Raw genomic sequence first — 22,877 nt, 5'->3', positions numbered from 1 at the left:
CCTTGAGCGCCGACCTGGCCGTTGAACTGAACGGCATCCACAAGCGCTTCGGCGCGGTGCACGCCAACCGCGGCGTGAACCTCGCGGTGCAGCGCGGCAGCGTGCACGGCATCGTCGGCGAGAACGGCGCCGGCAAGTCGACGCTGATGAGCATCCTCTACGGCTTCTACCCGGCCGACGAGGGCCGCATCGCGATCGACGGCCAGGCGGTCGCGCTGCGCGGCACGCACGATGCCATCGCGCACGGCATCGGCATGGTGCACCAGCACTTCATGCTGGTCGACCGCTTCACCGTGCTCGAGAACGTGGTGCTCGGCGCCGAGCAGGGCTTCGCGCTGTCGAAGAGCCTGGCCGCGGCGCGCCGCGAGCTGCAGCGGCTCGAGCAGGAGTTCGGGCTGGTGGTCGATCCGGACGCCCGCGTGTCCGAGCTGCCGGTGGGCGTGCTGCAGCGCGTCGAGATCCTGAAGGCCTTGTTCCGCGGCGCGCGGATCCTGATCCTCGACGAGCCGACCGGCGTGCTGACGCCGCAGGAGACCGAAGCGCTGTTCCGCGTGCTCGCGACGCTGAAGGCGCGCGGCGTCACGGTGCTGCTGATCACGCACAAGCTGAAGGAGATCCTCGCGGTGACCGACCGCGTCACCGTGATGCGCGGTGGCAGCGTCGTTGCCGACCGCGAGACCGCGCAGACCACCGAGGCGGAGCTGGCCGAGCTGATGGTGGGCCGCCAGGTGCAGCGCTCCGGCGCCCGCACGGCGCGCGAGCGCGGCGAGCTGCGGCTGCAGGCCGAGGCCTTGAGCTGGCGCGATGCCGGCGGCGTGCTGCGCCTGCAGGACGTGGCGCTCGACCTGCACGCCGGCGAGATCGTCGGCGTGGCCGGTGTCTCGGGCAACGGGCAGAGCGAGCTGCTGGCGCTGCTGAGCACGCTGCAGCCGCTGCAGCAGGGGCGGCTGCGCATCGCCTGCGAGGATGGCAGCGAGGTCGACATCGATGCCGCACATCCGGGCAACCCACACCGGCTGCGCGAGCTCGGCATCGCCCACGTGCCGGAAGACCGCCACCGGCTCGGTCTCGTGCTCGGCTTCGAGGCCTGGGAGTCGTCGATGCTCGGCTACATCGACGATGCGGCGCTGCGCCGTGGCCCGTTCATCGCCGGCGACCTGGCGCGCGCGCAATGCCGGCAGATGATGGAGGAGTTCGACGTGCGGCCGCGCAACGAGCGGCTCGCGTCGTCGAAGTTCTCCGGCGGCAACCAGCAGAAGCTGATCCTCGCGCGCGAGTTCCGGCGCGCGCCGCGCCTGCTGCTGATCGGCCAGCCGACGCGCGGCGTCGACATCGGCGCGATCGAGTTCATCCACCGCCGCATCGTCGAGCTGCGCGATGCGGGGTGCGCGGTGCTGCTGGTGTCGACCGAGCTGGACGAGATCCTCGCGCTGTCGGACCGCATCGTCGTGATGAGCGGCGGGCGCATCACCGGTGCGCTGGCGCGCGACGAGGCCGACGAGACGCGGCTCGGTTGCCTGATGGGCGATGCAAGGAGTGCTGCGTGAAGCATGTTCCTGCCGTCCTGCCGCGCTGGATCGACGTGCTGCTGCTGCCGGTGCTCAATGTCGCGCTGGCGCTGCTCGCGGCCGGCCTGGTCGTGTGGGCGATCGGGCAGAACCCGCTCACGGCCGTGCAGCTGCTGGTGCAGGGCGCCTTCGGCAGCGAGCTCGCGTGGAGCTACACGCTGTACTACACGACCAACTTCATCTGCACCGGGCTCGCGGTGGCGGTGGCCTTCCACTGCGGGCATTTCAACATCGGGGCCGAAGGGCAGGGCACGGTCGGCGGGCTGGGTGTCGGGCTGGTGCTGCTGGCGGGCGACGCCTGGCTGGCGCCGATGCTGGTGGTGCCGCTGGCCGTCGCCGGCGGGCTGCTCGCCGGGGCCGCGTGGGCGTTCGTGCCGGCCTGGCTGCAGGCGCGGCGCGGCAGCCACATCGTCATCACGACGATCATGTTCAATTTCCTCGCGTCGACGCTGATGGTGTGGCTGCTGGTCAACGTCGTGAAGGTGCCGGGCAACCAGGCGGTGGAGTCGCGGCTGTTCGCGTCGGGCGCGGTGCTGCCGAGCGCGCAGGCGATGTTCGGTGCGCTCGGCATCGAGTGGCCCGACACGCCGCTGAACCTCGCGTTCGTGCTCGCGCTCGCGGCCTGCGTCACGGTGTGGGCGCTGCTGTGGCACACGCGGCTCGGCTACGCGCTGCGCGCGGTGGGCCTCGCGAGCGATGCGGCGCGCTACGCCGGCATCGACCCGCGGCGGCTCACGGTGATCGCGATGTGCCTGTCGGGCGCGCTCGCGGCGCTGGTCGGCGTCAACGAGATCGCCGGCGTGCACCACAAGCTGCTGCTCGATTTCGTCGCCGGTGCGGGCTTCACCGGCATCGCGGTGGCGCTGATGGGGCGCAACCACCCGGTGGGCATCGTGCTGTCGGCGCTGCTGTTCGGTGCGCTGGCGCAGGGCGGCTCGGAGCTGGTGTTCGAGATGCCGGCCTTCACGCGCGACATGTCGGTGGCGGTGCAGGGCTTCGTCGTGCTGTTCTGCGGGGCCTTGTCTCTGATGCTGCGGCCGCCGGTGGCGTGGGTGTACGGCCGGCTTGCCAGGAGCGGCTCGTGACCGATGACTGGCTGATCGTCGCATCGGTCATCGGCGCCACACTGCGCATCGCGGTGCCGCTGGTGCTGTGCGCGCTGGCCGGCGTGTTCAGCGAGCGCGCCGGCGTGATCGACATCGGGCTCGAAGGCAAGATGCTCGCGGCTGCCTTTGCCGCCGCCTGCCTGGGCGCGATCGGCTGGCCGGCGTGGCCGGCGATGGCGGGCGCGATCGCGGTCTCGACGCTGCTCGCGCTGGTGCACGCCTGGGCCTGCGTCACGCACCGTGGCGACCAGATCGTCTCCAGCGTCGCGCTGAACGTGATCGCCGCCGGCCTCACGGTGGTGCTCGGCCTCGTCTGGTTCCACCAGGGCGGGCGCACGCCGAACATCGGCGACGCCAGCCGCTTCATGGCGCTGTTCCCCACCGCCGCGAACGCGGTGCAGGGCTGGCCCGTCATCGGCCCGCTGTTGGCCGAGGGCGTGCTGCGCCACAACCTGCTGGTGTGGGTCACGGTGGCGCTGGTGCCGGCCTCGTGGTGGCTGCTGTACCGCACGCGCTTCGGGCTGCGGCTGCGCGCGGTCGGCGAGAACCCGGCGATGGTCGATGCGGCCGGCATCTCGGTCGGTGCATTGCGCTACGGCGCGGTGCTGCTGGCCGGCGTGCTGTGCGGCGCGGCCGGCGGCTACCTGGCGCTGGCGCAGAACGCGTCGTTCACGCCCGGCATGACGGCCGGCCGCGGCTTCATGGCGCTGGCCGCGATGGTGTTCGGCAAATGGCACCCGCTGCGCGCCGCCGTCGCCTGCCTGCTGTTCGGGTTTCTCGACGCGGTCGCGATCCGGCTGCAGGGCGTCGAGCTGCCGGGCCTCGGCAGCGTGCCGGTCGAGCTGATCCAGGCGCTGCCGTACCTGCTGACGGTGGTGCTGCTGGCCGGCTTCTTCGGCCGCGCCGAAGCGCCGCGCGCGCTCGGCCGGGCCTATGTGAAGGAGCGCTGAAGCGTCGCGTCAGAGCATCATGCCGCCCGACACCTCGATGCGCTGCCCGGTGATCCAGCGGCTGCCTTCCGACAGCAGCGCGGCCACCGCGCCGCCGATGTCGTCCGGCAGACCGACGCGGCCGAGCGCGGTGACGCCGGCAACGTGCGCGTTGACCTGCTTGTCGTCGCGCACCTGGCCGCCGCGGAAGTCGGTCTCGATCGCGCCGGGGGCGAGCGTGTTCACGCTGATGCCGCGCGGGCCGAGTTCCTTCGCCATGTAGCGGGTCAGCACCTCGACGCCACCCTTCATCGCGGCGTACGCGGCATAGCCCGGGAACGAGAAGCGCGCGAGGCCGGTCGAGATGTTGACGATGCGCCCGCCGTCGGCGATCAGCGGCAGCAGCTTCTGCGTCAGGAAGAAGGTGCCTTTCAGGTGGATGTCGCTGAGCTGGTCGAACTGTTCTTCGGTCGTCTCGGCGATCGACGCATGAATGCCGATGCCGGCGTTGTTGACCAGGTGGTCGAAGCGCTCGCGCTGCCAGGTGGCGGCCAGCACGCTCTTCACGGTGTCGGCGAAGGCGGCGAAGCTCTTGCTGTCGCCGACGTCGAGCTGCAGCGCCACGGCGCGGCGGCCCAGCGCTTCGATCTGGCGCACCACGGCGTGGGCCTCGGCCTCGCTGCCCTTGTAGGTGACGATCAGGTCGCTGCCTTGTTCGGCCAGCTTCAGCGCGGCGCTGCGGCCCAGCCCGCGGCTTGCGCCGGTGACGAGGGCGATGCGGGTGTTCGATGCGGTCATGTCGATCTCCTTCAGAGGAAATGGGTGGCGATGAAGGGACTTTAGGAGTTCTCTGTGGGAGGATAAAGTCGAGATTTATGGCAAAACTGTTCTCTGAAAAAGGACAATGGCGGGATGGAACTCGACGAACTCCGCATCTTTGCGCGCGTGGCGCAGCTGGGCAGCTTCACGCAGGCGGCCGAGCAACTGGGGCTGGTGAAAAGCCGTGTCTCGACGGCGGTGCTGCAGCTGGAGGCGCGGGTCGGCGCGCGGCTGCTCCAGCGCACCACGCGGCAGGTGCGGCTCACCCCCGACGGCGAGGTGTTCCTCGCGCGCTGCAAGGAGCTGCTGGCCGACGCCGAGCAACTGCAGGCGATGTTCCAGCCGGTGGCCAGCGGCCTGAAGGGGCGCCTGCGCATCGACCTGCCGAACAAGCTGGCGAGCGACCTGATCATTCCGCGGCTGCCGGAATTCCTGGCGGCGCATCCCTTGCTCGAGGTCGGCATCAGCACGACCGACCGGCTCGTCGACCTGGTGCAGGAGGGCTTCGACTGCGTGCTGCGCGTCGGCCCGTTGAATGACGCCGAGCTGGTCGCGCGGCCGCTCGGCGTGCTGGCGATGTGCAACGTCGCGAGCCCCGGCTACCTGCGCACGCACGGCACGCCGGCGACGCTGGCCGACCTGGCCGGGCACCGCATCGTCCACTACGCGGCCAAGCTCGGCACGCAGGGCGCCGGCTGGGAGTACCAGGAGGGTGGCGTGACGCGGCTGCACCCGATGCGCAGCACGGTGGTCGTCAACGGCACCGATGCCTACCAGGCGGCGTGCCTGGCCGGGCTCGGGCTGATCCAGGCGCCGCTGCTCGGCGCGCGGCGGTTGATCGAACAAGGACTGCTGGCCGAGGTGATGCCGGAGTTCGTCGCGCCGCCGATGCCGGTGTCGCTGCTGTATCCGAACCGGCGCCAGCTGGCACCACGCGTGCAGGCGGTGCTGAACTGGATCGCGCAGGTGGTCGAGCCGCAGCTGAAGCAGTGGACGGCGGCCTGAGCTCCCGCCCACAATGCCCACCATGGCCCGCACGAACCCACCGACGCCGACGCTGATCGATTGCGACCCCGGCATCGACGATGCCCTCGCGCTGCTGCTGGCGGCGGCTTCCGACGAGCTGCAGATCGTCGGCGTCACCACCGTCGCGGGCAACCGCACGGTCGAGATGACCGCCGACAACGCCTGCCGCGTGCTCGACCTGGCCGGTCGCCATGACGTGCCCGTGCACGCCGGTTGCAGCCACGCGCTGACCCTGCCGGGGGCGCGCACCAACACGGTCCACGGCGAAGACGGCCTCGGCGGCGTCGAGCTGCCACGCAGCCGCGGCGCCACCGCGCAGCATGCGGTCGACGTGATCGAACAGGCGCTGCTGCGCGAGCCGGCCGGCAGCCTCACGCTGGTGGCGATCGGCCCGCTGACCAACCTCGCGCTGGCCGAGATCAAGCGCCCCGGCCTGCTGAAGCGCGCGCAGCGCGTGCTGGTGATGGGTGGCGCCGCGTTCTGCGACGGCAACATCACGCCGAGCGCCGAGTTCAACTTTCATGCCGATGCGCTGGCCGCGCAGACGGTGCTGGCCAGTGGCGCGCAGGTGCTGCTGTTCGGCCTGGACGTGACCCGCCAGGCGGCGATGCCCGTCGACTGGGTCGATTCGCTCGGCACGCTCGGCAACCGCTGCGGGCCGATCGCGCGCGACCTGATCCGCGGCTTCCGCCGCGACAAGCCGCTGCTGCACGACACCTGCCCGGTGGCCTGGCTGCTGGCGCCGGAGCTCTTCAACAGCGAGCGCTGCCGGGCCGAGGTCGACTGGCGGCCCGGCCTCACCGAAGGGCACCTGGCGGCCAAGCGGATCGCGCTGGCCCGGGAGGATTTCGGCTCGCCGGTCGACGTGTTCACGTCAGTCGATGCCGACGCGCTGCGCGAGCTGCTCAGGCAGCGGCTGGCCCGCCTGCCGTGACCGGATCGGCGAGCAGGCGCGCCACCAGCGCGCCCAGTTCCTCGAAGGTGTTCTCCTTCTCGAGCAGCCCGCGCACGCCGACCTCGCGCGCCTCGGCCCGCAGCTCGTCGGTGATGTAGCCCGAGCTCAGCACCACCGGCAGGTCGGGCCGGATGCGCGACAGCTCGCGCGCGAGCTCGATCCCCGAGCTGCCGGGCATGTTGTAGTCGGTGACGAGCAGGTCGACATCCTGCGGGTGTTCGCGCACGTACGCGACCGCCAGCGCGGCCTCGTTGAAGGTGCGCACCTGGTAGCCCTCGCGGGCCAGCAGGCGCTCGACCATGATCACCATGGTCTCGTCGTCATCGACGTAGAACACCCGCTGGCCATGGCCGGCCGCCGCGACGCGCTGCACGCGCGGCGCGAGCGCCGCTGCCCCGGCCGTGTCGGCCACCGGCAGGTACAGGTGCAGCGTGGTGCCGACGCCCGGCGCGCTCTCGACCTCGATGGCGCCGTGGTGCGCGACGACGATGCCGTGCGCCACCGACAGTCCCAGGCCGGTGCCCTGGCCGACCGGCTTGGTCGTGAAGAAGGGCTCGAAGATGCGCTCGCGGGTCGCGTTGTCCATGCCGACGCCGTCGTCGCTGACCCACAGGTGCGCATGCCGCCCCGGGCGCAGGCCGCCGAGGCGCTGGCAGGTCGGCGAATCGAGCACCACGCCGTCGAGCCCGATGCAGATGCGGCCGACCCCGCCCTGCAGCGCATGCCACGCGTTGGTGCACAGGTTCATCAGCACCTGCTGCACCTGCGTGGCGTCGGCCTGCACCTGCGGTACGTCGTCGGCGATGCGCGTCTGCAGGTCGATGCCGGCCGGCAGCGTGGCGCGCAGCAGCTGGTGCGTCTCGTCGACGACCGGCTGCAGCGACTGCGTCTGCAGCTCTTGCGGCTCGCGCCGGCTGAAGGTCAGGATCTGGCGCACCAGCATGCGGGCGCGCATGCTGGCCTTGTGCACCTCGCGCAGCAGCGCGCCGGCCGGGTGGTCGGCGCCGACGGCCTCCAGCGCCAGGGCCGAGTTGCCGAGGATCGCGCCGACGATGTTGTTGAAGTCGTGCGCGATGCCGCCGGCCAGCGTGCCGATCGATTCCATCTTCTGCGAATGGCGCAGCTGGGTCTCGTAGCGGATCAGCTCCGATTCGGCCTCCTTGCGCTCGTGGATGTCGGTGATCGCGACGCGCACGCCGGCCTGCCCCTCGCCCGAACTCGTGGCCGCCTCGCGCATGCAGTCGAGCTGCACGTGCAGCGGCTCGGTGCCGGGGCGCTGCAGCGCGATCTCGAGGCGCTGGCGCGTGCCGTCGAGCAGCACGCGCTCGAAGTGGGCGGCCCAGCGCTCGCGCTCCACCGGGTTCAGGAAGGCGGTGAACTGCAGGCCGGTCGAGGCATCGCGCCGCACGCCGAGCATGTCGGCGCCGTTCAGGTTCAGCTGCTCGATGCGGCCGTCGGCCGCGAGCGTCAGGTAGCCCACCGGCGCGAGCTCGTAGAGGTCCATGTAGCGGTCGCGGCTGAGCTCGAGTTCGCGCTGCGCCTGGCGGTGCTCGGCGCGGATCACCGCCTGCGCCAGCTCGCGCTTGAGCACCGGTGCGAGCCGCGCGAGGTTCTGCTTCATCACGTAGTCGCTCGCGCCGGCCTTCATCGCCTCGACCGCGATCTCCTCGCCGATCGTCCCCGAGACGAAGATGAACGGGATGTCGAGGTCGCGCGCGCGAAAGGCATTCAGCGCGTCGATGCCGCTGAACTGCGGCATGCGGAAATCCGACAGCACCGCATCCCAGCGCTCCTGCTCGAAGGCCTCCTGCAGCGCGGCCAGGCTCTGCACGCGCCGGCAGGTGGGAGTGAAGCCGCCGCGGCTCAGCACGCGGGTCACCAGCCGGGCATCGTCCTCGGAATCCTCCACCACCAGGATGTTGACCGGCATGCTCATGGGTTGCGGCCTCAACCGTGCGGGCGTTCGGGGGGCAGCTGGTTGATCATCAGCCAGTAGAAGCCGAGCACCTTGGCCGCCTCGATGAACTCGGTGAAGTCGACCGGCTTGCGCACGTAGCTGTTGGCACCCAGCGCATAGCCGGAGATCAGGTCCTGCTCCTCCTTCGACGAGGTCAGGATCACCACCGGCAGGAAGCGCGTGCGCTCGTCGGCACGGATCGCCTTCAGCACGCCCAGGCCGTCGAGCCGCGGCAGTTTCAGGTCGAGGATCACCAGCGTGGGCAGTGGCAGCGACGCGCGGTGCTCGTGCGCGTTGCGCGCGAACAGGTAGTCGAGCGCGGCGACGCCGTCGCGCGCGACGTCGATCGGGTTCATCAGGTGGCTGCGCTTGAACGCCCGCAGCGTCAGCGCCACGTCGTCGTCGTTGTCCTCGACCAGCAGGATCGCCTTTTGTTCGTTCATGATGGGGTTCCGGGCAGGTGGAAATGGAAGGTGGCGCCGTGGCCGGGCCGGGCCTCGGCCCGGATGCTGCCGTCATGGCGCCGGATGATCCGGTGGACGATGGCCAGGCCGATGCCGGTGCCGGGAAAATCGCTCTCGTGGTGCAGGCGCTGGAAGGCGCCGAACAGCCGGTCGGCATACGTCATGTCGAAGCCTACGCCGTTGTCGGCCACGAAGCACTCGAGCCGGCCATCCGACAGGGTGCTGCCGACGCGGATCACCGCGTCGGGCGACTTCGACGTGAACTTCCAGGCGTTCTCGAGCAGGTTCTGCATCGCGATCTGCATCATCGATTTGTCGGCATGCACCTTCAGCGGCTCGTCGATCTCCCAGCGCACGTCGCGCTCCGGGTGCAGCTTCTGCAGCGAACTCGCGATGTCGCGGGCCATCGCGCCGAGGTCGATGTTGCGCAGCACCAGCTCGGTGCGCGTGACCCGCGACAACCCGAGCAGCTCGTCGATCAGCCGGCCCATGCGCTGGCTCGCGGCGCGGATGCGCGACAGGTGCCCGCGGCCTTCGTCGTCCAGGCGGTCGCCGTAGTCTTCGAGCAGCGCGAGCGAGAAGCCGTCCATGCTGCGCAGCGGCGCGCGCAGGTCGTGCGACACCGAGTAGCTGAAGGACTCGATCTCGCGGTTGAGTGCCTCCAGCTCCTGGTTGCTGCGCTCGATCTGCACGAACGAATTGCGCAGCGTCGTGGTCATCGCGTCGAAGTTGCGCGACATCTCGCCGATCTCGTCGCTGCCGGCGATGTCGAGCCGGAAGCCCCAGTTGCCGGACGCGACCTCGCGCGTGGCCTGCTGCAGGCGCTGGATCGGCGCCAGCACGCCGCGGTGGATCAGCCAGCCGGCCGCGACCGTCGCGAGCGAGATCAGCGCGAGCCCGGCCAGGATCACCCCGACCACGCGCTGCTGCGCGCTCGCGATGCGGGCGGTGGAATAGTCGGTCAGCCGGAACGCGTCGACCAGGCTCTCCTGGTGCAGCACCAGCAGCTTGCGCGAGATCAGTTCTTCGTAGAGCTTCTGCGCGCTCGCGTCGGCCGCGGAGCTGTCGGTGTTGGCCTGCAGTTCCTCGAACAGCTGGCGCGTCTCGGTGCTGCGGCGGCGCAGGTCGTTCAATATCTCGGACGGCTCGGGTTCGCTGAAGATCGGCTCCGCGAGCTGGCGCGCGAGCCGATCGGAGACCTGGCGTTCCTGCTCGGAGGCGCGCTGGTTGCGGTACAGCACGTACTCGAAGGTGACGAGGCGCAGGTCGTTGAGCACACGCGCGACGTCGGCCATGCTCCGGCGTTGCCGGTCTGCCGATTCGACTTCGCCGTTCGCCCACCAGATCGCCGCGGCAAGCAGGGCGATCGTGCCCAGGCCCGTGGTGGTGGCGAGCCAGCCCTTGGCACTGATCTTCATTCGGTGTCGGTCATCGTGTTGACAGGCCTTGTCCCTAGTGCGCCACGGTGACGCGGTCGGGTCGCTCGTCGAGCAGCGCGTCGAGGTAGAGGTGGGGAAGGAAATTGGGGGTCGGCGCCGAGGCGGCCGGGCGGCCCGCGACGGCCCAGTCGGCCTCGTCTTCCATCGTGACGAGCTGCGACTGCAGCAGGTTCACGCGGAAGGCGAGCGACTTCCAGCTCGGACGCAGGGCATCCGCATCGACCTTGAGCCGGCGCGCGACGATGCCCAGCGATTCGTCGGCATGCAGCCGGTTGAAGCGCTCGGCCTTCAGCAGCGCGCGCACGAAGCGGCGCGACATTTCGGCATGCCCGTGCAGGTAGTCGGTGCGGCCGACCACGACGTGGCTCACGGTGTAGGCGGCCGGTGCGGTGAACGAGATGCCCTGCGCGCCGAGCGCCGATTCGGCATCCTGGCGCACCGGCTGCCAGGTCGAGGCCGCGTCGATGCGGCCGCGCGCCAGTTCGTCGGCCAGCCGGCCGGGCGGCAGGTCGACCAGCGTCACGCCGTCGCGCGCGAGCCGGTGGCGGATCAGCAGGGCCCACAGGAAATACTCGGCGCTGGTGCCGCGCGGCACGCCGATGCGCTTGCCGAGCAGGTCGGCCGGCACCGCGATGCCGCGGTCGCGCCGCGCCACGATCGCCATCTCGTCCGAGACGCTGAGCATGCTCGCGAGGATGCTGAGCGGCTGGCGGTCGAGCACCGCGGTGACGAAGGGCACTTCGGCGGCCGTGGCCAGGTCGACCTCGCCACGCGCCAGCAGGTCGAGCGCGGTCTTGCCATGGCTGACCGGGACGATGGTGACGTCGAGGCCTTCGTCGCGCAGGAAGTCTTTCTCGGCGGCCAGCATCAGCAGCGCGGCATGCGGCGTGGTCGAGAGCGCCAGCCGCACCGCCATCGCGGCCGGGGGCTGCGGATGCGCTGTACGGTAACGCCATGTCATGGCCAGCGTCGCGACACCCACGGCGAGCGCCACCGCGGCGATCAGCAACGGCCAGCGACCAACTCCCGTCCATGGCGTCTTGGCCGGCGCTGCAACTTCTGACGAGTTCATCAGCCCCCCTCACACTGACTATTGCAGTGCGGTTCGAGCCAAGCGTACGATTGAAGAACAATACTTGCAATAGGGAGTCGATTGCGCGCATGGCGGCACTGCATTACGAACGTCGCCCACCGTTCCTCGTGATGGCGCACCACCGTTCAGGCTCGAACTTCCTGAACGATGTCCTTCAATCCTGTGCAGGCATCGAATGCCTGAACGAGCCGCTGTCGATGCACACGCGGTTCTTCCGCGAGCACGACCTGGTGCCGTGGGGGGCCGACGACCACGATCCGGAGCTGCTGCACCCGAGCCTGCGAGGCGACGAAACGGTGCGCACCTTCCTGCTGGAGCTGAAGGCCTACCTGGCGCAATCGCGGCGCGGCCGCGTGATCGGCTTCAAGGACACCTGCCTGTTCGGCAAGCTCGGCTGGCTGAAGGCTTTCCTGCCCGAGCTGCGGGTGATCTTCCTGCGGCGCGATCCGCGCGCCATCGTCTCGTCGGTGCTGCGCAGCAAGCTGACGACGCTGTGGAGCTACTCCGAGCTCGTCAGCGGCGCGTTCATGCGCGAGTTTCCGAACTATGAGAGCCGCGTGCCGCGCAGCGATGCGGCGCTGCGCACGACCGAGGTGGTGGCGATGAGCGTCGCGCTGCGCTACGAGCTGGCACGGCGCTGCCTGCACCACTTCACGCATGTGAGCCTCGAGCTGGCCGACATCTCGCGCGAGCCGGCGCGGGTGGTGGCCGGGCTGGTGGCGTTTCTCGGTGCCGAGGCGGCGGGCGATGCCACAGCGTTCATCCAGCTGCGGCAGGCCGAGACGCGCGGCGGGCTGTTCTCGTCGTACCGCTCGCTGGACGACGTGGAGAACGGCTGGCGCGATCACCTGAGCGAGGCGCAGCTGGCACTGATCGACGAGGTGCAATCCGCGGTTCGCATCACGCTGCCTGTGGCCTGAACCGATGATCGAGCAGTACCTCCATGACGCGATCGGCTTCAGGGTGGCGTCCGGTGCGCTTGCAGGCCGGCGCCTGCGCGTTGCGCGGACGCTGCTGACCTGCCGCGTGGCCGCCGAGATCCTCAACGAGATGCAGATGCCGCCCGAGACCGGCGGGGGCTACCGCTTCGTCAATGTCTGCAATCCGCGCAACCCGCTGGCGTTCGACCCGGCCGGCGGCGGCTGGCATTGCCGGGCCGCGCTGGCCGAGCATCCGGTCTGGGGGCTGAACTGGGCGGCGGCCGGTATGGTGTGCGCGCACCTGGGCGCCCGCCTGCCGTGGGCGCAGGAGTGGGAGGCGCTGGCGTCGAACAACGACCCGTCCCGGCTGTACCCGTGGGGCGATGCGCCGCCGACGCCGGTGCTTGCGAATTTCGACGAACATTTCGGCGGCACCAGCGTGGTCGGCAGTTTCCCGCCGTCGGAGCTCGGGCTGTTCGACCTGGCCGGCAACCTGGGCGAGTGGTGCCAGGACCTGCATGATCACGATGCCGAGCTGGCGATGGAGCGCACCGTGAAGGGTGGGGCCTGGAGCAAGGATGCGGGCCACCTGCGGATCCAGGCGAGCCGCGGCAAGTGGGGCCGGCTGGGCACGACCACGATCGGCCTGCGGCCGGTGTGGGACGACTGAGCAAGGAGCGTGATGACGAAGCTGGTGATCTTCGACCTGGACGACACGCTGATCGACTTCGCGTCGACGCGGCTGGTGGCGCACGACCTGATCGCCGAGGTGCTGGCTGATGAGGGCATTGCGGTGGCGCCGTTCCTGCAGGCCTGCGTCGAGGTCGACCGGCCGCTGTTCGTGCAATTCGAGCAGGGCCGGCTGACGCGCCAGGAGTACCGGATGCGGCGCTTCGCCGACCCGTTCGACCGGCTCGGGCTGATGCCGAGGGAGGGGCTGGTGGCGCAGCTGAACCGCGTGTTCATGGACTGCGTGAACGACAGCCCGAAGCTGTACGACGATGCGTGGCCGACGCTAGCGCGCCTGCGCGGCGAGGGCCTGCGGCTGGCGATCCTGACCAATGGTCCGGCCGACGGGCAGCGCCGCAAGCTGGTCGCGACCGGGCTCGGGGAGGCGGTGGACCATGTGGCGATCGGCGAGGAGGCGGGGGTCAGCAAGCCGCATCCGCAGGCGTACTTGCGCGTCTGCGCTCACCTCGGCATCGATCCCGGCGAGTGCCTGATGGTCGGCGATTCGCTGACGCTCGACTATGAAGGCGCGCTCGCGGCCGGGCTGCAGGCGGTGTTGCTGGACCGTGCCGGCCTGCACGTGGGCAGCAGCCACCGCAGCGTGCGCGATCTGCATGGGGTGCGGGTCGAGGCAAAAGGGCCCTCAGCGTGACGCCGGCGCGACGATGGCGCCGCGGATGCCGTGCCGCGTCAGCGACTGCGCGACATAGCCGCTGGCCTTGGCCTGCTCGACGAAGCCCGCGAGCAGCGCCGTAGCCGCGGTACCGCGCGTCAGCGGCAAGCCCATTGCCTGCTCGATCACCATGAAGCGCCCCGGCAGCAGGCGCAGGCCGGGCAGCCGCGCGGCATCGGCTTCGAGCTGCTGACGCACGCCGGCGGCCACGTCGGCGCCTTCGGCGAGGAAGCGCTCGACCACGGCCTGCGAGGTCGGCGTGCGCATCAGCTGCGCGGCCTTCAGCTCGCGCGACAGGTACAGGTCGTAGGCACTGCCGCGGCCGACCATCACGCGGGTGCCGGTGCGGTCGACCTGCGCGTTGTCGGTCAGCGGCGAATCGTTGCGCACGAGGTAGGCGCCTTCGATCAGCACATACGGTGCACTGAAGCCGATGCCGTCGCTGCGCCGCGGGTCGATCGCGAAGAAGCCGATGTCGGCCTGGTCGGCCTTCACGGTGTCGACCGATTGCAGCGCGGCCTCGACCACCACCAGTTCCAGCGGCACGCCCAGGCGCTGCGCCAGCAGCGTCGCCAAGTCGACCGACACGCCGCTGACGACGCCGGCGGCATCACGGTTGGCGAGGATCGGGTTGCCGAGGTTGATGCACGCGCGCAGCCGGCCACGCGGCGCCAGCGCCGCGGCCGCACCGGCCGGCAGCAAGGGCACCGGACCGGGCCCCGTGCTGCAGGCCGTGAAGGCTGCCAGAGCCATCACGGCAGCGACGGGTGCGAGTGCACAGGACAGGGCCGCGCTGCGGCGGGTGATGGAGGAATGCATGGCACGGGCTCCTGGGCTGGGGGCTGCAGTATCGCCAAGTCGATCATTCGGTCCCAGAAACGGAAACGCCCGCAGCGCGCATCACGCTGCGGACCCACATCCTGCGCGTCACCCGCGCTCGTAGGGCGCGTAGGGCGGGTACGGCCGGTACGTCTCGTCCGGGACGGTGGGCCTCGACCCACGCGGCACGCCTCCCCAGCCGTCCGCCTGCGGGCCGCGCGCGTGCGACGGCACGGGTTCGCCCATCGCGGCGCGCCGGCGGCGCCCTTGCGGCGGGATCGAGAATTCCGTCGGTGCGGGTCCCGCGCCGATGCCGGAGGGCTGGTGGGCCCGGCTGGACTGCATGTCGCGCCGGAACCGGTCGGTGTTGGCTTGGCGCGCCTCGTAGGCATCGCCGGCCTTCGCCATGTAGTTGAGTGCGTTCTGGCTCATCGCCGCGGCGGGTTTGTCGGCGTGGCCGCTCGAATAGGCCTCGGGATGCCATTGCATGCCCATGACCGGCGGGCCGGAGCGCGATTCGAAGGCTTCGGCCGCGTACAGCGGGGCACCGCGCGGCGCATCCATGAACGGACTCCGGTGCGTCGTGTCGCGCGCCGAGACCTGCAGCGTCCCCAGCCTCGCGGCGAGGGCCTCGTCCTGCGGATCGCGGGGCACCAGGCCTCCTTCGTCCTCGCGCGCGGCGGCCCAGTGCACGCTGTTCACGTCGTAGCGGATCTTGTCCTTCTTCCGGTTGTTCTCCCAGTGCGGGCGCGGCGGCGGGCCACCCTCGACGTCCATAGGATCCTGGCGCTGCCAGGCCGACTGGCTGTGCAGCATCGTGCCGGGTTCCAGGTCGACGCCGTGGGGTTCGAAGTTGTTGCTGATGTCGCCATTCTTCTTGATGAAGGGCATGGAGCGCGCCTGGTGCGTGTTGGATTTCACCTGCTGCGTGGTGCCGCCGTAACTCTCCAAGACACTCCAGGAGCCGCCGCACAGGCCGGCCACCGGCCGTCCGGTCAGCTGCGCCTGCTTCAGGAGTGCTTCCTCATGCTCGCGGCGTTGCTGATGGCGTTCTGCAGCGCTGCCCTTCGGGGTATGGCCCGCATGGCGCGGCATCTCGCTCTCCAGGCCGTAGTTGCCGCCGGCGATCACCAGCAGGCCCCTGCCTTCGCCGGTGGTGGTGGTGTGCTGCCTCGGCAGGCCCCCGCTGTAGTTGTTCTTCGGCTTCGTCGGATCGGTGGAGCTGATGGTCGGTTCCATGCCGTCCGGATGCGAGGCAATGCTCTCGCGTCCGGTGGTCTGCTGCATCGTGTAGTGGTCCCAGAACGCGCCGGTGCCGTGGCCCGAATCGCGGTAGGCGACGGTCACCGGCATACGCGGCGGGCGCCCGAGGGTGCTCAGGTCGGTGGTGGCGCGCTGCCGCGAGGTGCGCGGCGGCGATCCGCCTTCGCTGCCGCTGCTGTCGCGGCGTTCGTGTGCATGGCGCTTGGCGCCTCCGGTTCGGCTGGTGCTGCTCGGGTTGCGGATCATGATGGGTTCGCCAATCTGGATGGACAGGCGCCCAGTTTTTGCCACGTTCCCGCAGGACCGCGTCGCTGCATGCGAAGCCGTGTGTGCCGACCCGAAGCGCGGCAATGGCCGGTGGCTTTGCGGAGGGACGACTGGTCGGACTACTGGATAGTCGCTGGCGGTGAATTCGTGGCGAATATCCGGCCCAACGACAAAGGGCCCGCATCGCTGCGGGCCCCGTCAAATCTGGCTCCTCGACCTGGGCTCGAACCAGGGACCTACGGATTAACAGACGGGTCATCCAATCCTGCGCGCGCCCTTACCGGCATTGGGACACGGGCCCGCCGGTGTCTCATTGGCGTCTCTCCGTGACACCATCGACGACGGGTAGGTATGCAATGGCAACCACTGTATATGCGACGGCGCTCAGTGCTCCCCAGGGTCGGGTCTCGATCGGAAGCGTAGGTGCAGATGAGGATGCGGCCAGTGCGGCGCTCGGCTAGGCTTCACTGCATTTCAGCCGCCGAACAACGCAACGGAAGCCATGCACACACTCTTCCCACGAAACGGCCCGACATCTTCAAAGACGGTCAACCGTGCGCGGGCGCCCCGACCTTGACCGTGTATGCTGATGTGCACACCTCTCGACCAAGTCTCCCATCGAGATGAGCCGGACACGTCATTCGGTCGTGATGGCCCTCATCCGCAAGGGACACTCGTGCGCCTTCCCGTTCAGGGGAGTTCAGAAATCCTGTCCAGTGTCAGTGAATCTGCTTCTGCGGGTCATCCGCATTGATCGTCATGGACGATTTCATTGCGGCAATCTCATCTGTTTGTTCAAGGAGGTTTTGTGAAACTATTGAAGCTCGAAATCGACGGGCTCTACGGAACTCTCAATAAGCACGTCTCTTTCAAAGATGAGATAAATCTCTTGGTTGGAATAAATGGGAGTGGGAAGACCAGCGTTCTGAACGTTATAGATTGGTTGTTGTCTCTATCATTTGAGAACCTTGTCATCGCGCAGTACAAGCGACTTGCACTAACTGTTTTGCATCATCAAGAAGAGTTTACTATTGAGGCGCTAAAGAGCGAAGGCAATTTGAACCTATACGCAATTGGACTTTCGCCTGCGGCGGATCCTATCAATGTGCGTCTTCATCATATTGACGGAATGATGGAGGGCGATTACCTTGAAAGAGCCCGTGAACGCTATAGGCACTTAACTCCTGATCCGAATGAGAAGCGGACATGGACTTTTGTACGTCAACTTCCGCGCCCGGTGGTTATATCTCTTGATCGTACGTTACGGATCGAATCGGACGATGATGAGTATGTCGAGATTTCGCGTTCCCGTAGAACAGGTCGATCAGCACTCGATAAGGTGATGGAGCTGGTTGTGCAGAGTCACTTCGTCTATAGAGCAAAAGCAAAAGAACATGACGAGGAACTCAAAGCTAAAATAGTTATGGCGGCGCTTGTAAATCCATGGTCGCATGAGGCCAGAGCGAGCGCAAAGCATACTAGAAGAATGAATGCAGCAGAGGTTTCTCAATTAGAGAGAAAGGTTATAAATTATTTATCCTCTGCGATCAAGAATGAGAATGTAACTCCGCAAGTCCATAGGTTCTTTCGTGGAACAAAAGATTTGGTCGAGCTTGCAAGTCAGAGAAATAATGAATCGGAATATCTCTTTGATGTCGCCTTCACTCAATATACTCAAATCGACAAGCTTGCTAAAGCATTTAACGAGTATGAATTGAAGATCGCGGAGTCATACAACGCTCTTAAAGAGTTCCTCAGTGTGGTGAACGGATTTCTTGTAGATAGTGGCAAGGAGATTTTGATTGAACCGGGGAATGGCAAGCTGATGTTTCGCTTCATTGGTGGGCCCTCTGAAGTTGTGCCAAGCGGAAATCGAGACCTAAGTTATCTATCGTCAGGTGAGAAGCAGATATTGATATTATTTGCGCTGCTCGCGTTTGGGGTGCGAAAAGACAGCGTATTTATAGTTGACGAGCCCGAGCTATCGCTGCATCCGAAGTGGCAATACGAATTCATGGATGCCTTTGTGCGTCTTAGACCAAACGACACGCAGCTATTGCTTGCTACGCATTCTCCGGAGATCGTTGGTAAACATAAAGGAGCAACTATCTCGTTGACTTCTGGTGGGAGTGTACGATGAACATCGATGTACCCACCCGAAGCGTGGAGGGCCTCGCCGCCTTAGATGTGATGTATGCAGAGTTCAACGACGTCAACTTCTATGTTGAGGATGAGGACCAAGAGAATTTGTACTTGACGGTAATACGAAAAATGCTGCCTGATTCGAGAATATCGAAGATATTCCCGCTCGGCGGGAAAAAGCAAGTCCTCGACCACGCGGGTGATCCAGTAAACGCGCCGTCTGGAAAGAGGTCAATATACATCCTAGACAAGGACTTCGATGACTTGCTGGGCCAAATGGTATTTTTTGATAACGTCTTCTATCTCGATAGGTATTGCATAGAGAATTATCTGATTGAAGAGTCTGCGGTCATAGATATTGTTATTGAGAGCTATCCCAAGTTAAAGCCGGAGGAGGTGGAGGCCCAGCTTCAGTTCAAAAAATTTTTCTCGGATTCTTTGGGCAATCTAGCAAGGCTATTTTATCTTTTTTATTTAGTGCAACGACATGGTCTCGGGATAAGAAATTGCAAGTGCGCAGTAGAGGAGTTTGCCGGAGCGAATTGTCGTTGGAAGATACTGGAGGAGAAGATTTCAGACTATGAAGAAAAGGTCTGTCGCATTGCAATCGAAAGGAAGATGTTCGCTTCAACAGATGATATGAACGATTGGATAAAAGGTGGATTCGATCCGGGTGTCTTCGCGGACGAAAATATAAGCGGAAAGTTTCTCCTTGCACTAGTTCACAACTATATAGCACACCATTTCTCGGTAAAGGGATTGACTCACGAGTCATTTGCATATCGGCTCGCGCGCAATGGTACTCTTCGCTCTCTCGCGAAATTTGCGCAAGAGATTCGCACGTACTTAGTGAACGGCGCGAGAGAGAGGATTGGAGAGCCTGCAGTTGCGGGTCATGGTGGTCCGCAAATGAAGAGCGCATTATGAAATCTCACGAAGGTTTGGCTGCGCAGTTTGGCGCCACCGCTGTTTGATATACACCTCGGTCGTCGACTTGTCGGCGTGGCCGCAAAGCATCTGGATGCGCTCAATCTGCTGACCGGCCAAGTACATGTCCGTCGCACCCTTGCCCTTAAGGTCGCGCAGGCCAAAACTCGGCATGTCCGCCAGGGGCCCTTTGGCGGCCTTGTGGGCTGCTTTCACTCGCTCGATCGTGCGCCTAAGCATGGCGCCAAGCCCGGTATACGTGTAGGCCTTGCCGTCACGCGTGTGGACGATTGGTTGGTGTAGCACAGGCACTTGGCCCATTGCTTCGCTGACCAGCCTGTCGAGAACCCCAACGAGGGCGATATCAATCCTGCGGCCCGTCTTGCTTTGAACGAAGCTGAGAACTCGACCGCCATCCTTGTTACGGATGTTCGCTGGTGTCCAGGCCAGTACATCGACCTCTGGCCGCTGCAGAGTCCTGTAGACAAGTTCCATCGCAAGCCTGACGGCGCTTCCAGCATCGTCGTAGACAGCTCTGTACTCGGCATCGGTTACGTAGCGCTCGCGGCGCGACTCTGGGTTGCGACGAACGCCGCTGGCGCGCATGCATGGGTTGACAGTGAAGCCGTCGGCGGCGCGGCCGGTGCGGATTAGCCAGCTAAGCATGGACGACAGACACGCGCGCTCTCGATTGGCTGGTGTCGGCCGGCCCAGCGCAGCATTGTCCTCAAGGTAGCTCTGCACGTGCGACGGCTTGATTTGATCCGGGAACATGCGGCCGAAGTACGCGAGCAGCGGGCCGCCGTAGTCCGCATACCCTGCATAGTCGTCAAGCGTGCGCTGGCTCAGCGTGCCTGCCGACACGCGAAGCTTGCAGTCCGTGAGGAACTCACCGAACCACCATTGCACGGTGCCATACGCCTGTCCAGGATCGTTGTGCATTGCTGCGGCCTTCTTCGCGGCGGCCAGGTCGGTGCCCATGTTTTCCCATCGCCCGTTGCGATGCCGATACCAAAACTTGCCGCGGCGAACAGCCAATCGTGTGCCCGCCAGGCCGAGTGGGTCACCGTCCTTGCGCCTGCGCCCCATTGAGAGGTCTCCTTCGTTTTGCCGCCCAGTCTTGCAGCCCTGTGACGTTGGGTTCGGATGCAGCAGAACGAGCTTGGCCTGACGGAGCCAAGCGAGCAGCGCCAAATACGCGCTCAAGCTCGGAGCGCATGATGACCGGATGGCCGTTTGGCTTCGTGGCGACGTGCAGTCCGGCGCGCCTGAGGAAGCGGACCCGCGCGGCCGCCGTTTGAAGTGGTCTGCACAGCTGCGCAACCTCGTCGTCGTCAAGCCAGGGCGCCATTTACGCGACCACCTCGTCGTGGGAACGGATGGGCGCGGCCAGATCCGACTCAGAACGGGGCATCTCGCTCGAACTGGAACTAGTCAAATTTGATTGACTAGACTGCTCCTGCGCTGACGCTTTCACGGCATCTGCGACATGAGCTGTCGCCGCTCGTTGGCCAGGGCTTTTGGGCGTGGACTTCGGCCGACGGCGAAGAGCTGCGCCTGGCGCGCGCTCAGGGGTCAACGCGACACCGTAGTGCGTCGCGGCGGCAAGCAACTGCTCCGGTTTGCGATCGAGCGCATAGGCGGGGACGCGCACGTTCTGGATCAGCGCGCAGTCGAGGATGAACAGCGTCAGTTCGTCGAGAGGCAGGGTCGCAATGTGCGCCTGCATGGCGTTCCGCTCAACCCGGTGCAGGTCCGCCAGCATGCCTCTGTCCTCCCATGCCACGCCCGAGTACGCCACCTGAGCAACCATCTGCAGGTCGAAAGCGCTTCGCGGTGCGACGGCCGCAGCGGTGCGTACGCGCGTGAGCAATGACATGCGGGCGTCGAGTTCGGCCTGTACCTCGGCCATCCGCTTGGCGTGCGCCGCCTCGCGCTTGTTGCGATCCGCCTCGCTCTCGACATGCGAGCGCGAGGACGACGGCTCTTTGACCTTCACGCCAGCGGCCTTCACCTCATCGATCTTCACGACCTGGTGCGTCTTGCCGTTGCGCGGATCCTGGATCGTGACGACGGTCGGCTTCGCGTCCTTCGCCACCTTCTTCAAAGCGTCGCGTACGTCGGCGAGCTTGATGAAGCCGCCCTTGATGTTGCCGCACGCGTCGATCGCCTGGCGAGCTTTGGATCCCTGCACGACGACCTTGCCGGCTTCCTGCAGCTTCGCCGCCTCGCGCTTCAGGTGCGCCTTCTTCTTCTCGGCGAAGCAATCGGGATCCGTACAGACGTCTGGACCGTGCACCGGCGCGCGATCGAGGTAGCGTCCGTACTTGTCCTTCCGGTCGGCCGGCGCATTGATGTCGTCGAACTCCGGTGCATTGCCAGTGCGCTTCGGGCAGCGCACGCAGTGCCCGGCGGCGGGCACCAGCATTTCGTCCTCGATGTCGAAGATCGCGTCCTTCAGGTCGAGCGAGAACTTCTCGCTGAGCAGGTCACGGATGATGCGGTAGCTGCGCTTGCCGCCATCGTCCACCTTCGCGTGGTATTCCTTGCTGATGTAGTTGAGCGCCTTCTCCTGGAAAGCCGGCGTGCGCAGCCGCGCGATGAGCAGCGCGACCTCACTGCCGACCTCTCCGACCAGGCAGGCTTTGCGGACGGCAGGGCAGGCCTCCAGCAGCTTCAGCCGGCCATACACGTAGCTGCGGCTCTTCCCGAACTTCGCTGCCAGGTCGTCGGCCGTCAGGTTGTCGCCATCGATCATGGCCTGGAAGCCTTCGGCCTCCTCGATCGGGTGCACGTCTTCGCGCTGCAAGTTCTCGGCGATCTGCGCGCTGCGCGCTTCGGCATCGGTCATCGTGCGAACCATGCAGGGCACGTCATCCATGTAGGCGAGGCCCGCCGCGCGGAAGCGTCGATGACCGAAGACGATCTCGTAGTAGTCGATCTCATCACTCCCGTCGATCAGGACGGGGCGGACCAGCAGCGGCTCGTGGATGCGGCCTTCGGTCACGATGTTGGTGGCCAGCTCGTCGAGGCCAGAGAAGGTTCTGCGTGGGTTGAAGCGGCTCTCGCGGAGGCGGATGCGGGGAATGCTAGTGATGGTTTCCATGTTGTTCCTCGTCAGTGATCAGCGTCCGAGCTGGAGGGCGTGTTCTTGGCGTTGAAAGTCGAGGGCGTCGGCGCGCTCGCTGAAGGCGTTGCGCCAGTCGCTCMAGCGCGCCGTGCAGCGCTTGCGGGACATCAGGTCCACCCAGGGCGCCGTCGGTACGCCGTGCAGGACTTCCCAGGGCGTGCCGCCGCTGGGCAGCAGCTGGGCGCGCTCGGTTGCCAAGGCGATCAGGTCGGCGCGCTTGATGTCGGCGGCGTGCGCGGTTGAAGCGACGTGGATGGCGAAGGCGCTGCGGATCACGCGCTCGAAGCGGTGCTCGAAGGTTGCCCAGGGTGCGCCAATCTCGGCCTTGATCGGCGTGCTGAGATCGTTGGTGAAGGCCTCGTGAGCGTCGTGCATCAGCGCGGCGAGCAGACCGTGCGATGGCAGGCCGAACTCGCGCTCGGCGATCTCGCAGACCAGCAGCGAGTGCTCGGCGACGCTGTACGGGCGGTAGGTGGCACCGGTGAAGCGGTTGATCTGCGCAAGGTGGTGCGCGATGGTCGCGAGGGTGATGCTGGCAAGCCGTGGCTGCTGTAGCGATACCTCATCGCCGGTGGAGGTTGTGATCCAGGTCATTTGTCGTCCTGTGCAGGCGTGTTGAAGCTCGCCGCCTGCGATGGCGCAGGCGGGCGG

Annotated in this window: 20 protein-coding genes; 10 read left to right on the top strand and 10 right to left on the bottom strand. The window is 66.6% G+C overall.

The annotated features are described in order from the left end of the window. Positions 1 to 2: 2 nt before the first annotated feature. From ACXJLU_RS07235 to ACXJLU_RS07225, 3 genes are read left to right on the top strand one after another with little or no spacing between them, the layout of a single operon-like run. A complete protein-coding gene (locus tag ACXJLU_RS07235) occupies positions 3 to 1,547 on the top strand; it encodes an ABC transporter ATP-binding protein (protein WP_457329768.1) in 1,545 nt (514 codons plus the stop codon). Next, entirely contained in the window at positions 1,544 to 2,653 is a 1,110-nt protein-coding gene (locus ACXJLU_RS07230; protein ID WP_457329767.1) for an ABC transporter permease, read from the top strand. Before ACXJLU_RS07235 ends, ACXJLU_RS07230 begins: the two co-directional genes overlap by 4 nt. Then, the gene (locus ACXJLU_RS07225) at positions 2,650 to 3,624 is read left to right on the top strand and encodes an ABC transporter permease (RefSeq protein WP_457329766.1); all 975 of its coding nucleotides are present in this window, start codon (positions 2,650 to 2,652) and stop codon (positions 3,622 to 3,624) included. The genes ACXJLU_RS07230 and ACXJLU_RS07225 overlap by 4 nt, the downstream gene beginning before the upstream one ends. Positions 3,625 to 3,633: 9 nt before the next feature. Here the strand turns inward: ACXJLU_RS07225 and ACXJLU_RS07220 are convergent, their stop codons facing one another. Continuing rightward, positions 3,634 to 4,401, bottom strand: a complete 768-nt coding sequence (locus ACXJLU_RS07220) for an SDR family NAD(P)-dependent oxidoreductase (RefSeq protein ID WP_457329765.1) — start codon at positions 4,399 to 4,401, stop codon at positions 3,634 to 3,636. A gap of 114 nt (positions 4,402 to 4,515) precedes the next feature. Between ACXJLU_RS07220 and ACXJLU_RS07215 the strand changes: the two genes are divergently transcribed. Together ACXJLU_RS07215 and ACXJLU_RS07210 are read left to right on the top strand one after the other, a co-directional pair. Beyond that, the gene (locus tag ACXJLU_RS07215; protein ID WP_457329764.1) at positions 4,516 to 5,427 is read left to right on the top strand and encodes a LysR substrate-binding domain-containing protein; all 912 of its coding nucleotides are present in this window, start codon (positions 4,516 to 4,518) and stop codon (positions 5,425 to 5,427) included. Positions 5,428 to 5,449: 22 nt separating this feature from the next. Next, the gene (locus tag ACXJLU_RS07210) at positions 5,450 to 6,382 is read left to right on the top strand and encodes a nucleoside hydrolase (protein WP_457329763.1); all 933 of its coding nucleotides are present in this window, start codon (positions 5,450 to 5,452) and stop codon (positions 6,380 to 6,382) included. Here the strand turns inward: ACXJLU_RS07210 and ACXJLU_RS07205 are convergent. Genes ACXJLU_RS07205 through ACXJLU_RS07190 form a run of 4 tightly spaced genes read right to left on the bottom strand, consistent with a single transcriptional unit; the run spans position 6,354 to position 11,335 of the window. After that, entirely contained in the window at positions 6,354 to 8,339 is a 1,986-nt protein-coding gene (locus tag ACXJLU_RS07205) for a hybrid sensor histidine kinase/response regulator (protein ID WP_457329762.1), read from the bottom strand. The genes ACXJLU_RS07210 and ACXJLU_RS07205 overlap by 29 nt on opposite strands. Positions 8,340 to 8,350: 11 nt before the next feature. After that, positions 8,351 to 8,803: a response regulator gene (locus tag ACXJLU_RS07200; RefSeq protein WP_457329761.1), complete on the bottom strand. Its 453-nt coding sequence runs from the start codon at positions 8,801 to 8,803 to the stop codon at positions 8,351 to 8,353. After that, positions 8,800 to 10,242, bottom strand: coding sequence for a sensor histidine kinase (locus tag ACXJLU_RS07195; protein ID WP_457329760.1), 1,443 nt, complete (start codon positions 10,240 to 10,242; stop codon positions 8,800 to 8,802). Before ACXJLU_RS07195 ends, ACXJLU_RS07200 begins: the two co-directional genes overlap by 4 nt. Before the next feature lie 34 nt (positions 10,243 to 10,276). Continuing rightward, entirely contained in the window at positions 10,277 to 11,335 is a 1,059-nt protein-coding gene (locus tag ACXJLU_RS07190; protein WP_457329759.1) for an ABC transporter substrate-binding protein, read from the bottom strand. A gap of 89 nt (positions 11,336 to 11,424) precedes the next feature. On the opposite strand from ACXJLU_RS07190, the gene ACXJLU_RS07185 reads away from it, so the two are divergent. From ACXJLU_RS07185 to ACXJLU_RS07175, 3 genes are read left to right on the top strand one after another with little or no spacing between them, the layout of a single operon-like run. Beyond that, positions 11,425 to 12,276 (top strand): sulfotransferase, encoded by an 852-nt coding sequence (locus ACXJLU_RS07185; RefSeq protein ID WP_457329758.1) that lies wholly within the window; start codon positions 11,425 to 11,427, stop codon positions 12,274 to 12,276. 4 nt (positions 12,277 to 12,280) lie between these two features. Beyond that, a complete protein-coding gene (locus tag ACXJLU_RS07180; RefSeq protein ID WP_457329757.1) occupies positions 12,281 to 12,946 on the top strand; it encodes a formylglycine-generating enzyme family protein in 666 nt (221 codons plus the stop codon). 12 nt (positions 12,947 to 12,958) lie between these two features. Then, entirely contained in the window at positions 12,959 to 13,657 is a 699-nt protein-coding gene (locus ACXJLU_RS07175) for an HAD family hydrolase (protein WP_457329756.1), read from the top strand. On the opposite strand, the gene ACXJLU_RS07170 is transcribed toward ACXJLU_RS07175, so the two are convergent. Together ACXJLU_RS07170 and ACXJLU_RS07165 are read right to left on the bottom strand one after the other, a co-directional pair. Continuing rightward, positions 13,649 to 14,497, bottom strand: coding sequence for a transporter substrate-binding domain-containing protein (locus tag ACXJLU_RS07170; RefSeq protein WP_457329755.1), 849 nt, complete (start codon positions 14,495 to 14,497; stop codon positions 13,649 to 13,651). The genes ACXJLU_RS07175 and ACXJLU_RS07170 overlap by 9 nt on opposite strands. 108 nt (positions 14,498 to 14,605) lie before the next feature. Further along, positions 14,606 to 16,006, bottom strand: coding sequence for a gamma-glutamyl-gamma-aminobutyrate hydrolase family protein (locus ACXJLU_RS07165; RefSeq protein WP_457329754.1), 1,401 nt, complete (start codon positions 16,004 to 16,006; stop codon positions 14,606 to 14,608). A gap of 829 nt (positions 16,007 to 16,835) precedes the next feature. On the opposite strand from ACXJLU_RS07165, the gene ACXJLU_RS07160 reads away from it, so the two are divergent. Both ACXJLU_RS07160 and ACXJLU_RS07155 read left to right on the top strand, forming a co-directional pair. Further along, a complete protein-coding gene (locus tag ACXJLU_RS07160) occupies positions 16,836 to 18,167 on the top strand; it encodes an AAA family ATPase (protein ID WP_457329753.1) in 1,332 nt (443 codons plus the stop codon). Further along, positions 18,164 to 19,096 (top strand): DUF4435 domain-containing protein, encoded by a 933-nt coding sequence (locus tag ACXJLU_RS07155; protein WP_457329752.1) that lies wholly within the window; start codon positions 18,164 to 18,166, stop codon positions 19,094 to 19,096. Before ACXJLU_RS07160 ends, ACXJLU_RS07155 begins: the two co-directional genes overlap by 4 nt. Here the strand turns inward: ACXJLU_RS07155 and ACXJLU_RS07150 are convergent. The 3 genes from ACXJLU_RS07150 to ACXJLU_RS07140 form a co-directional block, all read right to left on the bottom strand. Further along, positions 19,091 to 20,302, bottom strand: coding sequence for an integrase (locus tag ACXJLU_RS07150; RefSeq protein WP_457329751.1), 1,212 nt, complete (start codon positions 20,300 to 20,302; stop codon positions 19,091 to 19,093). The two genes, ACXJLU_RS07155 and ACXJLU_RS07150, sit on opposite strands and share 6 nt — an antisense overlap. Before the next feature lie 145 nt (positions 20,303 to 20,447). Beyond that, on the bottom strand, positions 20,448 to 22,202 hold the full coding sequence (locus tag ACXJLU_RS07145) for a ParB/RepB/Spo0J family partition protein (RefSeq protein ID WP_457329750.1): 1,755 nt from the start codon (positions 22,200 to 22,202) through the stop codon (positions 20,448 to 20,450). An 18-nt stretch (positions 22,203 to 22,220) separates the two neighbouring features. Beyond that, a complete protein-coding gene (locus ACXJLU_RS07140; protein ID WP_457329749.1) occupies positions 22,221 to 22,820 on the bottom strand; it encodes an HD domain-containing protein in 600 nt (199 codons plus the stop codon). Positions 22,821 to 22,877: the final 57 nt, after the last annotated feature.

Source organism: Rhizobacter sp. P5_C2, from assembly GCF_054049715.1.
This window is presented reverse-complemented; position numbering and strand designations above follow the sequence as displayed.

Coding starts and splice junctions, on each gene's coding strand:
- ACXJLU_RS07220 (WP_457329765.1), bottom strand. CDS start 4,401: ATGACCGCATCGAACACCCGCATCGCCCTCGTCACCGGCGCAAGCCGC.
- ACXJLU_RS07215 (WP_457329764.1), top strand. CDS start 4,516: ATGGAACTCGACGAACTCCGCATCTTTGCGCGCGTGGCGCAGCTGGGC.
- ACXJLU_RS07210 (WP_457329763.1), top strand. CDS start 5,450: ATGGCCCGCACGAACCCACCGACGCCGACGCTGATCGATTGCGACCCC.
- ACXJLU_RS07205 (WP_457329762.1), bottom strand. CDS start 8,339: ATGAGCATGCCGGTCAACATCCTGGTGGTGGAGGATTCCGAGGACGAT.
- ACXJLU_RS07200 (WP_457329761.1), bottom strand. CDS start 8,803: ATGAACGAACAAAAGGCGATCCTGCTGGTCGAGGACAACGACGACGAC.
- ACXJLU_RS07195 (WP_457329760.1), bottom strand. CDS start 10,242: ATGAAGATCAGTGCCAAGGGCTGGCTCGCCACCACCACGGGCCTGGGC.
- ACXJLU_RS07190 (WP_457329759.1), bottom strand. CDS start 11,335: ATGAACTCGTCAGAAGTTGCAGCGCCGGCCAAGACGCCATGGACGGGA.
- ACXJLU_RS07185 (WP_457329758.1), top strand. CDS start 11,425: ATGGCGGCACTGCATTACGAACGTCGCCCACCGTTCCTCGTGATGGCG.
- ACXJLU_RS07180 (WP_457329757.1), top strand. CDS start 12,281: ATGATCGAGCAGTACCTCCATGACGCGATCGGCTTCAGGGTGGCGTCC.
- ACXJLU_RS07175 (WP_457329756.1), top strand. CDS start 12,959: ATGACGAAGCTGGTGATCTTCGACCTGGACGACACGCTGATCGACTTC.
- ACXJLU_RS07170 (WP_457329755.1), bottom strand. CDS start 14,497: ATGCATTCCTCCATCACCCGCCGCAGCGCGGCCCTGTCCTGTGCACTC.
- ACXJLU_RS07165 (WP_457329754.1), bottom strand. CDS start 16,006: ATGATCCGCAACCCGAGCAGCACCAGCCGAACCGGAGGCGCCAAGCGC.
- ACXJLU_RS07155 (WP_457329752.1), top strand. CDS start 18,164: ATGAACATCGATGTACCCACCCGAAGCGTGGAGGGCCTCGCCGCCTTA.
- ACXJLU_RS07145 (WP_457329750.1), bottom strand. CDS start 22,202: ATGGAAACCATCACTAGCATTCCCCGCATCCGCCTCCGCGAGAGCCGC.